Source organism: Streptomyces sp. NPDC058231, assembly GCF_042882275.1.
GTDB lineage: Bacteria > Actinomycetota > Actinomycetes > Streptomycetales > Streptomycetaceae > Streptomyces.
Genome location: NZ_JBHVWN010000014.1, coordinates 65,696 through 79,198 on the forward strand (window position 1 = coordinate 65,696; position 13,503 = coordinate 79,198).

General features: G+C 70.3%; 14 protein-coding genes. 8 read left to right on the forward strand and 6 right to left on the reverse strand.

Annotated features, from left to right (window positions below; genetic code table 11):
• The first annotated feature begins 73 nt into the window (after positions 1-73).
• Positions 74-2,209: an FUSC family protein gene (locus ACFVXE_RS12975; RefSeq protein WP_389671209.1), complete on the forward strand. Its 2,136-nt coding sequence runs from the start codon at positions 74-76 to the stop codon at positions 2,207-2,209.
• Positions 2,210-2,229: 20 nt separating this feature from the next.
• On the opposite strand, the gene ACFVXE_RS12980 is transcribed toward ACFVXE_RS12975, so the two are convergent.
• The gene (locus ACFVXE_RS12980; protein ID WP_389671210.1) at positions 2,230-2,712 is read right to left on the reverse strand and encodes a hypothetical protein; all 483 of its coding nucleotides are present in this window, start codon (positions 2,710-2,712) and stop codon (positions 2,230-2,232) included.
• 265 nt (positions 2,713-2,977) lie between these two features.
• On the opposite strand from ACFVXE_RS12980, the gene ACFVXE_RS12985 reads away from it, so the two are divergent.
• On the forward strand, positions 2,978-3,220 hold the full coding sequence (locus ACFVXE_RS12985) for a DUF397 domain-containing protein (protein WP_389671211.1): 243 nt from the start codon (positions 2,978-2,980) through the stop codon (positions 3,218-3,220).
• A 52-nt stretch (positions 3,221-3,272) separates the two neighbouring features.
• On the opposite strand, the gene ACFVXE_RS12990 is transcribed toward ACFVXE_RS12985, so the two are convergent.
• Entirely contained in the window at positions 3,273-3,797 is a 525-nt protein-coding gene (locus ACFVXE_RS12990; RefSeq protein ID WP_389671212.1) for an ATP-binding protein, read from the reverse strand.
• Positions 3,798-4,112: 315 nt separating this feature from the next.
• On the opposite strand from ACFVXE_RS12990, the gene ACFVXE_RS12995 reads away from it, so the two are divergent.
• The 4 genes from ACFVXE_RS12995 (at position 4,113) to ACFVXE_RS13010 (ending at position 7,800) form a co-directional block, all read left to right on the forward strand.
• Positions 4,113-4,976 (forward strand): helix-turn-helix domain-containing protein, encoded by an 864-nt coding sequence (locus ACFVXE_RS12995; RefSeq protein WP_389671213.1) that lies wholly within the window; start codon positions 4,113-4,115, stop codon positions 4,974-4,976.
• Between the two features lie 54 nt (positions 4,977-5,030).
• Positions 5,031-6,488, forward strand: a complete 1,458-nt coding sequence (locus ACFVXE_RS13000; RefSeq protein ID WP_389671214.1) for an aldehyde dehydrogenase family protein — start codon at positions 5,031-5,033, stop codon at positions 6,486-6,488.
• Positions 6,489-6,590: 102 nt separating this feature from the next.
• Positions 6,591-7,142, forward strand: coding sequence for a DinB family protein (locus tag ACFVXE_RS13005; protein WP_389671215.1), 552 nt, complete (start codon positions 6,591-6,593; stop codon positions 7,140-7,142).
• A 16-nt stretch (positions 7,143-7,158) separates the two neighbouring features.
• Entirely contained in the window at positions 7,159-7,800 is a 642-nt protein-coding gene (locus ACFVXE_RS13010; RefSeq protein WP_389671216.1) for a PadR family transcriptional regulator, read from the forward strand.
• 40 nt (positions 7,801-7,840) lie between these two features.
• On the opposite strand, the gene ACFVXE_RS13015 is transcribed toward ACFVXE_RS13010, so the two are convergent.
• The 3 genes from ACFVXE_RS13015 to ACFVXE_RS13025 form a co-directional block, all read right to left on the reverse strand.
• The gene (locus ACFVXE_RS13015; RefSeq protein ID WP_389671217.1) at positions 7,841-9,265 is read right to left on the reverse strand and encodes a glutamate decarboxylase; all 1,425 of its coding nucleotides are present in this window, start codon (positions 9,263-9,265) and stop codon (positions 7,841-7,843) included.
• Between the two features lie 33 nt (positions 9,266-9,298).
• The gene (wrbA, locus tag ACFVXE_RS13020) at positions 9,299-9,922 is read right to left on the reverse strand and encodes an NAD(P)H:quinone oxidoreductase (protein WP_389671218.1); all 624 of its coding nucleotides are present in this window, start codon (positions 9,920-9,922) and stop codon (positions 9,299-9,301) included.
• Between the two features lie 103 nt (positions 9,923-10,025).
• On the reverse strand, positions 10,026-11,300 hold the full coding sequence (locus ACFVXE_RS13025) for an ion channel protein (RefSeq protein ID WP_389671219.1): 1,275 nt from the start codon (positions 11,298-11,300) through the stop codon (positions 10,026-10,028).
• Positions 11,301-11,456: 156 nt separating this feature from the next.
• Here ACFVXE_RS13025 and ACFVXE_RS13030 point away from each other — a divergent pair, with 156 nt between their 5' ends.
• Entirely contained in the window at positions 11,457-12,215 is a 759-nt protein-coding gene (locus ACFVXE_RS13030) for a MerR family transcriptional regulator (RefSeq protein ID WP_389671220.1), read from the forward strand.
• A 51-nt stretch (positions 12,216-12,266) separates the two neighbouring features.
• Here the strand turns inward: ACFVXE_RS13030 and ACFVXE_RS13035 are convergent, their stop codons facing one another.
• On the reverse strand, positions 12,267-12,635 hold the full coding sequence (locus ACFVXE_RS13035; RefSeq protein WP_389671221.1) for a YbjQ family protein: 369 nt from the start codon (positions 12,633-12,635) through the stop codon (positions 12,267-12,269).
• Positions 12,636-12,780: 145 nt separating this feature from the next.
• Between ACFVXE_RS13035 and ACFVXE_RS13040 the strand changes: the two genes are divergently transcribed.
• Positions 12,781-13,494, forward strand: a complete 714-nt coding sequence (locus tag ACFVXE_RS13040) for a DedA family protein (RefSeq protein WP_389671222.1) — start codon at positions 12,781-12,783, stop codon at positions 13,492-13,494.
• Positions 13,495-13,503: the final 9 nt, after the last annotated feature.

Consider the following 13,503-nt stretch of genomic DNA (forward strand, 5'->3'; position numbering starts at 1 on the left):
GGTGCGGACCGTCCCGTTCCGGGGCAATGTTCTGATACCTCCCCATGACGGGTATTCCGGTTAGGCTCCCACCATGAGCTGGCTCCGGGCGCTGAAGGAGACCGCCCGCTCGGGGCTGAAGATCGAGCGACGGCGCCTCGAACCTCTCATCGCGATCCGCGCCGCGGCCGGACTCGCCCTGGTCATCGGGGTGGCTCTCAGCGCGTTCGGGCCCGTGGTCGCCGCCAGCTCCGCGTTCGGCGCGTTCCAGGCCGCCATCGCCACCTTTCAGCGCAGCTGGCGTCCGCGGCCGGTCCTCGCCCTCGTCTCCGGCGCGAGCCTGGGGGTGTCGACGTTCCTCGGTTATCTCACCGGGACCGATCTCCCGCTGTTCCTGGCTCTGCTGGCGCTCTGGACGTTCCTGGCCGGCCTCGCCTGGGCGGCCGGGCCGACGGGCGGCATCATCGCGGCGTCCAACGTGGCGATCATGCTGGTCACGATCACCCTCCCCACCTCCGTCGCCCAGGCCGCCCTGCACGCCGCGATGATCGCGTTCGGCGGGGTGGTCCAGGCGGCACTGATCGTCCTCTTCCCGGTACGCAGATGGGGTGCCCAGCGCGACGCGCTCGCCGACGCGCTGGCCGCCGAGGCCGACTACGCGCGCAGGCTGCGCCACGACCCGGCCGCCGAGTTCGACCCGCTCCCGCTGATGACCGCCCGCAGCGCCGCCGCCGTCACTCCGCGTCAGGCCCGCCACCGCCCGGCCGAGCTCCACGGCTCCCGGGGCGTCGCCGAACGGATCAGACCGGTGCTCGCCCTGCTCGCGGACCCGGCGATGGGTGTCCCCGCCGAGGGCAAAGCGCGCGACCGGGTCCGCGAACTCCTCGCCGCGGCCGGATCCGTACTGGATGCGGCGGCCCGCGCGATCCGGCACGGCGACCCGGTGCGCCTCCCCCCTCCCGCCGTCGCGGCCCTGCGGACCCCCGACACCGGCGCGATCCTCACCGGGCCGCCGCGCCGGGCCGCGGACCGCCTCGCCGCGCTGCTCGCCGATGTCATCGAGGCGGCCGAGGGCGACGGGACGAAGGCGGACCGTGCCGAGGCCGACGACGCGGCCGACGCCATCGCCCCGCTGCGACGCCGTCCCACGCTGCTGCGACTGGTCCCCGTCGTCATCCGGTCGATGCGCGCCGAACTGCGCCCCGGCTCGCCGATCCTGCGCCACGCCGTCCGGGTCGCCGTGGTGGTGACCGTCGGCTACCTCATCGGCGGCGTCCTGCCGCTCGGCCACGGCTACTGGGCGCCGATGGCCGCCGTGATGGTGATGCGGCCAGAGTTCTCCCAGACCTACTCCCGCGCCGCGGGCCGGCTCGGGGGCACCATCGTCGGGGTCTTCCTCGCCACCGCCATCGTCCGGACCGTCCACCCCGGGGTCGGCGTCGCCGCCGCGCTCTCCGTCGGGTGCGCCCTGCTGATGTATCTGCTGATGCGCACCGGTTACGCGGTCGGCCAGGCCTGTGTCTCCGCGTACGTCGTCTTCCTGCTCGGCATGGCGGGCGACGACTGGTCGCAGACCGTGCCCGAACGCGTCGTCCTGACCCTCGTCGGCGGCCTCCTCGCGATGGTCTCGTACGCCGTCTACCCGGCGTGGGAGACCCCTCGGCTGCACCACCGGCTCGCCGACTGGCTCGCCGCCGCCGGACGGTACGCCGCCTCCGTCGTCGACCAGTACGCGAACCCCGCGGAACGCACGGACGACGACGTCCGCGCCGCGCTGCTCGCCGTCCGGAAGGCGCGCGTCGACTGGCAGGAGGCGGTGGCGACCGCCCAGCACGAACCCGTGCGTCACCGGGGGCTCTCCCGCGCCGCAGCCGAGGACACCCGGCACGCGCTCGGCCGGCTCGGCCGGGCCGCGATGCTGATGGAGGCACATCTGCCGGGGGGTGCCGGGGCGGTCCGGATCCCTGCCGCCGCGCAGCTCACCGACGCCCTGCGCCGGGCCACCGAGCAGGGCGCGAAGGACGTGCGGGAGCGCCGCGTACCGCACTGGGACGCGGTCCGTGAGGCGCTGGACCGCTGGGACGAGGACGACCGCCTGCTCGGGCGGGCCTCCGACCTGATCGCCCGGAACGGGGCGGGCCTGCTGCTGGAGAGCCTGGAGGAGTTCTCCCGGGGCCTGGACGGAGGTACGGACGGCCGGTCCGGGGCCGGTGGTGCCGGGCGGAGCTGAACGCGCGGCACCACTCCCCGTCAGGGTGTGGGCAGTCCCGGCAGTTCCGTCGGCAGCGCGCCCGGGTCCGTCTTGGCCAGGGTGTCCTCGGCGCCGCCGTTCCACGACACGACGAGTTTCCGGCCGTCGTTGGAGGCGATGGCGCCCATCGTGCGGGCGGTGTCTCCGTCGGTGCACTTCAGCGCCAGCATGACCTTGCCCATGTCCTTCACCTCGCCCGAGCAGACGTGGGCGTCGGCGACGAGCGCGGCCCTTCCGGAGGAGACGGACAGGGCGACCGCCTTGCCGTCGCTCACCCCGGCCCACGTCCCCTCCAGCGCCGCGGCGTCGCCCGCGGAACCGCTGTCGCCGCTGTCGCCGCCGTCGGCGGGCGCCGACGTGTGCGCGTCCGCGGTGTCCGGGTCCGAGTCGCTCTTCGCGCCGTCGCTGCCGCAGCCGGTCAGTGCGACCGCGGCGGCCAGCCCCGCGACCACGACGGCGCCGCTGCGTACGAGATGGTGCACCTGGAATTCCCCCTTGCAGTCGAAAGACCGCGCCAAGTTACCAGGGCGCGGCGAACGATTCGGAAGTCGCTCGGGAGCAACTCCCGGAAGCGGGAGCCAAATAGACGCTTCGTTCGTCTATCTCCGTGGGGACGGGGATACGAAGGTAAAGCTGTAACCAAGAGAACACCCCGCGTGCACGTGCATCTGCTCATGCATCGGCATATGAACACAGCTATGATCCGAACCAGTTGACATTTGCACCTTGCAACTCGGGGAGCGTCCTGTGCACCACGTGTACAACGGCATGGCGGCCACAGAGCTTCGCGGGGTCGCCTGGCAGAAGAGCAGACACAGCAACTCCCAAGGATCCTGCGTGGAGTTCGCCAAGCTGCCCGGTGGCGATGTGGCGATGCGGAATTCACGCCACCCCGACGGGCCCGCCCTGGTCTATACGCCGGCCGAGATAGCGGCGATGATCCTCGGCGTGAAGGACGGAGAGTTCGATCATCTGATAGCAGGTGCCTGACCGCGGTGGTCCTGCGGAAAATGCCCGGGAAAACACGGGCACCGCGCGTGGGTCAGACGCTGTCGGAGAGCCGGAACAGCGCCCAGACGACCTTGCCGCGCACCGCTTGTGCCCCGGCGGAAGGATTCTCCGGGCCCGTCGCCTGTGACGGGTGCCAGCCCCAGCCGTCGCTGAACGATTCCACCAGGAACAGCCCTCGGCCCGACTCGGCCGAATCGGGCGCTTCGGACGCCACGGGCGTCGCCCGGCTGGGATCGCGGACCGCGCAGACCAGTCGTGAGGACCAGCGCATCAGGTGCAGCCGCACCGGACAGTCCTGCGGGACCCTCGGGGCTTCGTCGGGCAGCGCGTGCCGCAGCGCGTTGGTGACGAGCTCGGAGACGACCAGGGCGACGTCGTCGAAGCGGTCGCTCAGATCCCAGCGGGCCAGCGTCGCCTTGGTGAACTGCCTGGCTCCGCCGACGGCTTCGTAGCGGGGCGGCAGGGTGCAGACCGCCGATCCGGAAACGGCTGAGTGGTCGATGGGTGGAAGCCCCTGCCGTAACGGCCCGAGCATCGTCGATCCATTCGTCCCCATGCGAGGCACTCCCGGGATTCGCGGCTGTAGCGGTACTGCGGCACAACACGGACGAGCACGCAGGTGCGCGGGGCCCATGGTTCCGAATGCGCAGAGCAGATGCAAGGGCAGATGCACGTGCACGCGCCTGACCTGTCCGACCCCGTGCCGGTTCTTGCTCATTTCTTCCCGTGGACAGTTCTCCGGGTTTCCGGAAGTCTTCCCGTCTCCGTAATCGAATGAGTACGGGCTGAAGCGTTTTGATGGCAGAATCCGGCTCTTGGGGTTCAGGGGGAGCCCCGATGTCCGGGAAGCGGCGATGGGAGGGTTGGACCAGTGGCGGCAGGCGAGTCGAGCGGGTCTGTGGTGCGGCGCATCCTGCTGGGCTCTCAGCTCAGACGGCTGCGCGACTCGCGCGGCATCACGCGCGAGGCGGCCGGCTACTCCATCCGCGCTTCCGAATCGAAGATCAGCCGCATGGAGTTGGGACGGGTGAGCTTCAAGGCCAGGGACGTAGAGGACCTGCTCACGCTCTACGGAGTCACGGACGAGGCGGAGCGCGATTCCCTGCTCGGCCTGGCCCGCGAGGCCAACGTGGCGGGCTGGTGGCACAGTTACGGAGACGTGCTGCCCGGCTGGTTCCAGACGTACATCGGTCTGGAGGGAGCGGCCTCGCTCATCCGTATCTATGAAGTCCAGTTCGTGCACGGCCTGTTGCAGACCGAGGACTATGCCCACGCCGTCGTCTCGCGCGGCATGCGCGGCGCCCCCACCGCCGAGATCGACCGCCGGGTCGCGCTCCGGCTCGAACGGCAGAAGGCCCTTGTCTCCGAACGTGCTCCGCGCTTCCATGCCGTTCTGGACGAAGCGGCGCTGCGCCGCCCCTACGGCGAACGCGAAGTGATGCGTGCGCAATTGAGGCACCTGATCGACATGTCGGAGCGGCCGAACATCACGCTTCAGGTGATGCCTTTCAGTTTTGGCGGGCATGCCGGAGAGAGCGGCTCTTTCACGATGCTCCGATTCCCGGAATCCGATCTGTCGGACATTGTCTATTTGGAGCAGCTGACAAGTGCGCTCTATCTGGACAAGGCGGAGGAAGTCGCCCAGTACGAAAAGGCGATGGTGCGGCTCCACCAGGACAGCCCCGGCCCGGAGGAGAGCCGTGATCTGCTCCGCGGTCTGCTCCAACTGACCTGATAAATCAGTACGATGACGCCTCAACGGGAGTCTGCACCTGCAGTAAGGGATCGCATGTCCTTCTTCAACGAGCTGGCCAACCAGTACATCGACGGCGAGTGGCGGACCGGTAACGGCTCGTGGGACATCATCGATTTCAATCCCTACAACGGGGAAAAGCTCGCGGCCATCACCGTCGCCACCGCGCAGGAGGTCGATGAGGCCTATCGTGCCGCCGAGCGGGCCCAGCGGGTCTGGGCCGCCACCAACCCGTACGAACGCCGTCTCGTCCTCGAACGCGCCGTGCGCATCACCGAGGAACGCACCGAGGACATCATCGGCGCGATCATCGACGAACTGGGCGGCACCCGGCTCAAGGCGGAGTTCGAGGTCGGCTGCGCCAAGGACTTCCTGCGCGAGGCGATCCAGCAGGCGGTGCGCCCCGAGGGCCGCATTCTGCCGTCCCCGGTGGACGGCAAGGAGAACCGCGTCTACCGGATGCCCGTCGGCGTCATCGGCGTGATCAGCCCCTTCAACTTCCCCTTCCTGGTGACGATGAAATCGGTCGCGCCGGCCCTGGCGCTCGGCAACGCGGTCGTCGTCAAGCCCAACCAGAATGCCCCCGTGGTCGGCGGCGGACTGATCGCCAAGATCTTCGAGGAGGCCGGGCTGCCCGCCGGGCTGCTCAACGTCCTGGTCACGGACATCGCCGAGATCGGCGACGCGCTGATAGCGCACCCCGTCCCCAAGGTGATCTCGTTCGCCGGATCGGACCGGGTCGGCCGCCATGTCGGCGCGATCGCCGGCGGGCTCTTCAAGCGGGCCGTCCTCGAACTCAGCGGCAACAGCGCCCTGGTGGTGCTGGACGACGCGGACGTCGACTACGCGGTCGACGCCGCCGTCTTCAGCCGCTTCGTCTACCAGGGGCAGGTCTGCATGGCGGCCAACCGCATCCTGGTGGACCGTTCCGTGGCCGCCGAGTTCACCGAGAAGTTCACCGCCAAGGTGGCCGCACTGAGGACCGGCGACCCGCGCGACCCCGCCACCCAGATCGGTCCGGTCATCAACACCTTCCAGGCCGATGCCCTGACCGGGCTCGTGGACCAGGCGATCGCGGACGGGGCCACGGCGCTCGTACGGGGCCGTACGCGCGGCAACCTCGTCGAGCCGACGGTGCTCACCGGGCTGCCGGACGACTCGCCGCTGCTGACCCAGGAGATCTTCGGGCCGGTGGCGCTGCTGATGACCTTCGACGGCGAGGAGGAGGCCGTACGGATCGCCAACGACTCCCCGTACGGGCTGAGCGGCGCCGTGCACACGGCGAACGCCGAACGCGGGGTGCGGTTCGCCCAGCGCATCGTCACCGGGATGTTCCACGTCAACGACTCCACCATCCAGGACGACCCGCTGGTGGCGTTCGGCGGCGAGAAGTTCTCCGGGGCCGGGCGGCTGAACGGCGATGCGACCGTGGAGGCGTTCACCACCCAGAAGTGGATCTCGATCCAGCACGGCCGGAGCGAATTCCCCCTCTGACCCCGCCTGTTGAGGACCGAAGTTGTCCGCAATGACCCGTAGCTTGATCGGTGTCAGGAAGGCACCGGGCGCAGGCCCGGACGGTCCCGAAGGGCGGACATCATGGTCACTCACGTTCCCGCAGAGGCACACGGCGACGAGCGCGGCGCGCTCCTCTCCTTCGTCGAGGCCCAGCGCGGCGCGATCCGGCGCTCGCTGATCGGACTCACCGAGGAACAGGCGGCGAGCCGGCCCAGCGCCAGCGAACTCTCCCTCTCCGGGCTGCTGAAGCATGTCGCCGAGGTCGAGCTGAACTGGCTGCGCATGGCGCAGCAGCGCCCCAACGAGAAGGTCCGCACCCAGGAGACCTGGGCGGAGGGCTTCCGGCTGGCCGGGGACGAGACCGTCCCGCAGATGCTGGAGTTCTGGGCGAAGGTCGCGGCGGAGACCGAGGCGTTCATCCACTCGGTGGAGAGCATGAACGACACCTTCCCGCTGCCGGAGGCCCCCTGGTTCCCGAAGGACGAGCGGTGCTCGATGCGCTGGCTGCTGGTCCATCTCGTCGAGGAGACCGCCCGGCATGCCGGGCACGCGGACATCATCCGGGAGTCCCTGGACGGCCGGACCGCGTTCGAGCTGGTCGCCGAGGAGGCGGGCTACCCTAGTCAAAGTTGAATAGGAAGGTGGGTGGATGTCCGCGATCCGGCTGCTGGTGCTCGGCGCGGTGCGGCAGCACGGCCGGGCACACGGCTATCAGGTCCGCAACGACCTGGAGTACTGGGGCGCCCACGAGTGGTCCAGCGCCAAGCCGGGCTCGGTCTACCACGCCCTGAAGCAGATGGCGAAGCAAGGGCTGCTGGTGGCCCACGAGACCGCCCCGAGCACCGCGGGCGGCCCGCCCCGCACCGAGTACGAGATCACCGGACGGGGCACCGAGGAGTACTTCGCGCTGCTGCGCGCAGCGCTGACCTCGTACGACCAGAAGACGGACATGCTGTCGGCGGGCATCGGTTTCATCGTCGACCTGGAACGGTCCGAGGCGGTGGCGCTGCTCCGGGAGCGGGTGGCGCGGCTGGCGGCGTGGCGGGCCTCGGTCACCGAGTACTACACGCCGCAGGAGGGGCCCGAATCGCTGGGCCACATCGGCGAGATCATGAACATGTGGGTCCACTCGGCGGACGCGGGGGCCGAGTGGACACGGGGGCTGATCGCGCGGATCGAGGGCGGCGCGTACACCTTCGCGGGAGAGGGTGAGCCGTTCGTCGGCGTGCTCGCCGAGGGGGAGGAGAACCCGTACGCGACGGGCGCCCCGGACCCCCGGGACCACGGCTGACCCGGGGTGACGGCCCCTTTCCGCCGCCGGCGGGCGGGATTCAGTGGTGGAAGGCCGTCGCGGCGCCCCTGTCATTGCTCAACGGGTGTGACTGGCCACGCAGTTCGGGCAGCAGCGAGCGCAGATCCTCCAGCAGCAGCTCGCCGAGGTCCGAGGAGAAACCGTTGCGGCAGACCACGCGCAGCACCGAGAGGTCCTGCCGGTTGGCGGGGAAGGTGTACGCGGGCACCAGCCAGCCGCGCTCGCGCAGCCGCCGCGACACGTCGAAGACGTCGTACGTCCGCACGTCGTCGGCGGTCGTCAGGGCGAAGACCGGCAACTCGTCGCCCCGGGTGAGGAGCTGGAAGTCGCCGAGATCCTCGATCTGGACGGCCAGCCTGCTCGCCACATCGCGGGACGCCTGCTGGACGGCCCGGTAGCCCTCCCGGCCCAGCCGCAGGAAGGTGTAGTACTGCGCGACCACCTGGGCGCCGGGCCGGGAGAAGTTCAGTGCGAAGGTCGGCATGTCGCCGCCCAGGTAATTGACGCGGAAGACCAGTTCCTCGGGGAGTTCGGTGCCGGAGCGCCACAGCGCCCAGCCGACTCCTGGGTAGACCAGGCCGTACTTGTGCCCGGAGGTGTTGATCGACGACACCCGGGGCAGCCGGAAGTCCCACACCAGGTCCTCGTCCAGGAACGGTGCCACCATCCCGCCGGACGCCCCGTCGACATGGACGGGGATGTCCAGGCCGGTGCGTTCCTGCAGGGCGTCCAGCGCGGCGCAGAGTTCGGCGATCGGCTCGTAGGAACCGTCGAAGGTGGAGCCGAGGATGCCGACGACGCCGATGGTGTTCTCGTCGCACAGCTCGGCGGCGGCCTGCGGGTCGAGATGGAAGCGGCCGCCCTCCATGGGTACCTGCCGGGGCTCGATCTCCCAGAAGTTGCAGAACTTCTCCCAGCAGACCTGGACGTTGATGCCCATGACCAGATTGGGGCGGGCGGTCGACGGATAGCGGTCGGCGTTCCGCGCCGTCCAGCGGCGCTTGAGCGCCATGCCGGCGAGCATGCAGGCCTCGCTGGAACCGGTGGTCGAACAGCCCACCACGGCCGAGGGGTCGGGGGCGTTCCACAGGTCGGCGAGCATCGCCACGCACCGCCGTTCGAGTTCGGCGGTGCGGGGGTACTCGTCCTTGTCGATCATGTTCTTGTCCCGGCACTCGCCCATCAGCACCCCGGCCTCGGGCTCCATCCAGGTGGTGACGAAGGTGGCGAGATTGAGCCGGGAGTTGCCGTCCAGCATCAGCTCGTCGTGGACGAGGCCGTACGCGGTGGAGGGGGGCAGCGGGCCGTCGGGCAGCCGGTGCCTGGGCGGCGCGGACGTCATGCCCGCCGTGGGGTCCGCCTCCCCGAAGAAGGGGTTGAGGGCGAGTCTGCGCCGCTCCTCGGACGGTTCCTGGACATGGTTCGAACCCTTGTGGAGCGGCATCGGTGGGCAGCCCTTCTCAGCTCTCTGGGGTGGTCAGTTCTCGGCGGCGAGGCCGGCCTTGAGGGCCCGGGCGAACTTCACGACCCGTTCGGCCTGTACCCGGGCGGCGGTCAGGGTCTGCTCCCCGACCGGGAGTTCGCCCTGCCCCGCGACGTGCGAGGTGCCGTACGGGTTGCCGTCGACGAACTTCGACGGGTCCGTGTAGCCGGGGGCGACGAGGATGCCGCCGAAGTGGTGGATCGTGTTGTAGAGGGCGAGCAGCGTCGACTCCTGGCCACCGTGCGCGGTGCTGGTGGAGGTGAAGCCGCTGTAGACCTTGTCCGCGAGACGGCCCGCCTGCCAGAGGCGGCCCAGGGTGTCCAGGAACTGCTTGAGCTGGGCGGCGACATTGCCGAACCGGGTCGGCGAACCGAAGATCACGGCGTCCGCCCAGACCAGGTCGTCCGGTGTGGCCGTGCCGATGCCGGCGGTCGCCTTCGCGTTGGCGGCCCAGGCCGGTTTGGCGTCGATGGCCGCCTGCGGGGCGAGTTCGGTGACCTTGCGCAGCCGTACCTCCGCGCCCGCCTGCTTGGCGTCCTCCGCGATCGCCGCGGCGATGGTGGCGATGGTGCCGGTGGCGGAGTAGTAGATGACGGCGACGTTGACGGGCGTGGGCATTGCGGGAACCTCCGCAGGACGAATCTGTGCATAGCTGTATGAAAGTGACGATACGGATAAGTGGCGCAAGCGGCGCGCCTGACGGGGCGGGGCGGGGTCCGGTTCACCGCAGCGGTGTGCCGTCCGGGCGGAGCTGCATCTGCGGCCGTCCCGTCACCAGCAGCCAGGCGGGCAGCGAGGCGACGCAGAGCAGCGGCAGCACGGATACGCCGCTGACCAGCACCGCCGCGGTGAACAGGCTCAGCCAGCCCTGCCGGGTGACGGCGAGCAGCATCCCCAGCACCGCGCTCGGCACCGCGAGCGCCGGCGGGACCGAGTCGACCAGGGCGTGCGCGCACAGTCCCAGCGCGACGCCCACGAAGATGGCCGGGAAGATCCGTCCGCCCCGGAAACCGCAGGTCGCGGCGGTCACCAGCGCGGCTGCCTTCACCACGGCCATGACGGCGAACTGCCCCGCCGACCACCCATCGGGGTGCGCGGTGAGTTCCTTCACCTCGTCCAGCCCCTTGAACAGGGTGAGATGGCCGCCGAGCGTGCCGAGCAGCCCGAGTGCCAGGCCGCCCGCGGTCAGCATCGGGACGGGATGCCGCAGGGTGCGGAAGGCGCGGTGCGCGTAGGGGAACGCGTACACCGCCGCGAGGCCGAGCAGCGCCGCCGCCGAGGCGATCGCGGCCGAGGAGAGCAGGTCGCCCCAGTGCGGGCCCGGGTAGGGCGGCAACGACAGGTCGAAGCTGGGATGGGCCAGCAGCGACATGGTGAGCGCGCCTGCGGCGCCCGCCGCGAGCGGGGCGAAGAGCCGGTCCCAGAGCGGGCCTGGCGCACCGGCGGCGGCGAGCGATTCGGAGAGGATCAGCGCGGCGGCGACCGGGGTACCGAACAGCGCCCCGATGGTTCCGGCCGAGGCGAGCAGGGTCCAGAGCTCGGCCGAGGAGTCCGGGGCCGCCCGGCGGCCCAGCCAGAAGGCGAGCGCGATGTTGGTGGCGGTGATCGGGTTCTCGGGACCGAGGCTGACCCCGCCCGCCAGCGCCAGGACGGTCACGGCCAGCAGCCCGGGCAGGACGCCCGGGGGCATGGGCGGGTCGACCAGCCCGGTGGTGGCCGGATCGGGGCCGGCGTGTCCGGGCACCGAGCGGACGACCAGGCCGATCGCGAGGCCGGTCGCGGTCAGCATCACGATCATCCACAGCGAGGAGTACCTGCCGACCGAGAACGCGTCGGGAAGGGTCTTCCAGAGCACGTCCTGGAGCCGCTCCGCGAGCAGGCTGACACCGAGCAGGACGAGTGCCGAGGCCACCCCGACGACCAGTGCGGGCACGACGAGGAGGAGCAGCCGGTGCAGGGGGCCGGGCTCGGCGGGAGCCGGGGAGTCGGGGGCCATCGGCTCACCATAGTCAGGCAAAAGGCGCATAACCCTCCTATGGCTGTGGGGATGCGGGAGGATTCGGGCTTGCACCTCACGTGACGTCAGGAGCCAGGCTCGGACCCGTACCGACGAAGCGGGGGTACGGAGCGGGGCGAGGGAGGAGGGGGAGTCATGGACCATTCCGTCGGTCAGGTCGCCGGTTTCACCGGAGTCACGGTGCGCACGCTGCACCACTACGACGGCATCGGGCTGCTCTCTCCCGGTGGACGCAGCCGGGCGGGCCACCGGCGGTACAGCGACGCCGACCTGGACCGGTTGCAGCAGATCCTGTTCTACCGGGAACTCGGCTTCCCGCTCGAAGAGATCGCGGTGCTGCTCGACGACCCGGACGCGGATCCGCAGGACCACCTGCGCCGCCAGCACGCCTTGCTGTCCGACCGGATCGCCGGGCTCCGGAAGATGGCCGCCGCCGTCGAAACAGCCATGGAGGCACGGAAGATGGGTATCGACCTCACACCCGAGGAGAAGTTCGAGGTCTTCGGGGCCAAGGACCCGGAGGAGCACGCCGAGGAGGCGGAGCGCCGCTGGGGCGGCACCGCCACGTACGCCGAGTCGCAGCGCCGGGTGGCCCGGTACACCAAGGACGACTGGAAGCGGATACAGGCCGAGGTCGCCGCATGGGGCGAGGCCTACACCGCGGTCATGGAAGCGGGCGACGAGGCCGGCTCGGAGGCCGCGACGGAGCTGGCCGAGGCGCACCGGCTCCACATCTCCAGGTGGTTCTACGAGTGCACCTACGAGATCCACCGCGGACTCGGCGCCATGTACGTGTCCGACCCGCAGTTCCGCGCGTACTACGAGTCGATCAGGCCCGGCCTGGCCGAGCACCTGCGGGACGCGATCGAGGCCAACGCGGAGCGCCGGGCCTGACCGGCGGCGGGGCCGGGCTCGCCCCCGGCCCCGTGGGTGCCCGGCCGGCGGTCAGGCGATCCTGTCGATCACGGCCGCCGTGCCGTAGGCGCAGACCTCCGTACCCACGTCGGCCGCCTCGGTCACGTCGAAGCGCATCATCAGCACCGCGTTGGCGCCGCGTGCCTTCGCCTGCTCGACGAGCCGCTCCATGGCCTGGTTGCGGGTCTCGACGAGGGTCTTGGTCAGGCCCTTCAGCTCGCCGCCGATCATCGACTTCAGCCCGGCCCCGATCTGGCTGCCGAGGTGGCGGGAGCGCACGGTCAGACCGAACACCTCACCGATCACCTGGGTCACCCGGTAGCCGGGGACATCGTTGGTGGTGACCACCAGAACCTCGGAATGTGCGGTCTGGCCGCCGCCGTAATCGTCAATGCCCATGGGTGGCACCTCCTGGGGACAGCTTTGTCCCGGTTCACCCCGTGTGCATCCTCACGTGGGCCACTGGAACCGGGGGGTGTGGCGCGGCGTTGATACTTTGGGCGGCCACGCAGCCGTCATCGACCACATCCTGGAGCCCGGACCCTTGAATACGCTTGCGCTCGGACCGAGCTGGCTGGACCCGGACCACCTCATCGGACAGTTCGGACTGCTCGGCGTGCTGGTCGTCGTCTTCGCCGAGTCCGGGCTGCTGATCGGCTTCTTCCTGCCCGGTGACTCCCTGCTGTTCACCACGGGTCTGCTGGTGACGGCGGGCAAGCTGCACACCCCGTTGTGGCTGGTCTGCGTTCTGGTGGCACTGGCGGCCGTCCTCGGCGACCAGGTGGGCTATCTCTTCGGCCGCAAGGTCGGGCCCGCGCTCTTCAGCCGCCCGGATTCCCGCCTCTTCAAGCAGGAGAACGTCGAGAAGGCCCACGAGTTCTTCGATAAGTACGGTCCGAAGTCCCTGATCCTGGCCCGTTTCGTGCCCATCGTGCGGACGTTCACGCCGATCATCGCCGGTGTCAGCCGGATGAACTACCGCTCGTTCATCACGTTCAACATCATCGGCGGCGTGCTCTGGGGCGTCGGGGTCACGCTGCTCGGCGCGGCCCTCGGCAACATCGCGTTCGTGCACGAGAACATCGAGGCGATGCTCGTCCTGATCGTGCTGATCTCGGTCGTGCCGATCGCCATCGAGTTCCTGCGGGCCCGCAGCAAGGCGAAGAAGGAAGCGGCCAGGGGCGGCGACGGGCAGGGTCCGGTCGCCGGCGGCGGCAACCCGCCCACGGGCCAGCGCGGCCGCCACGCCAGGCGCTGACCCGCTCCG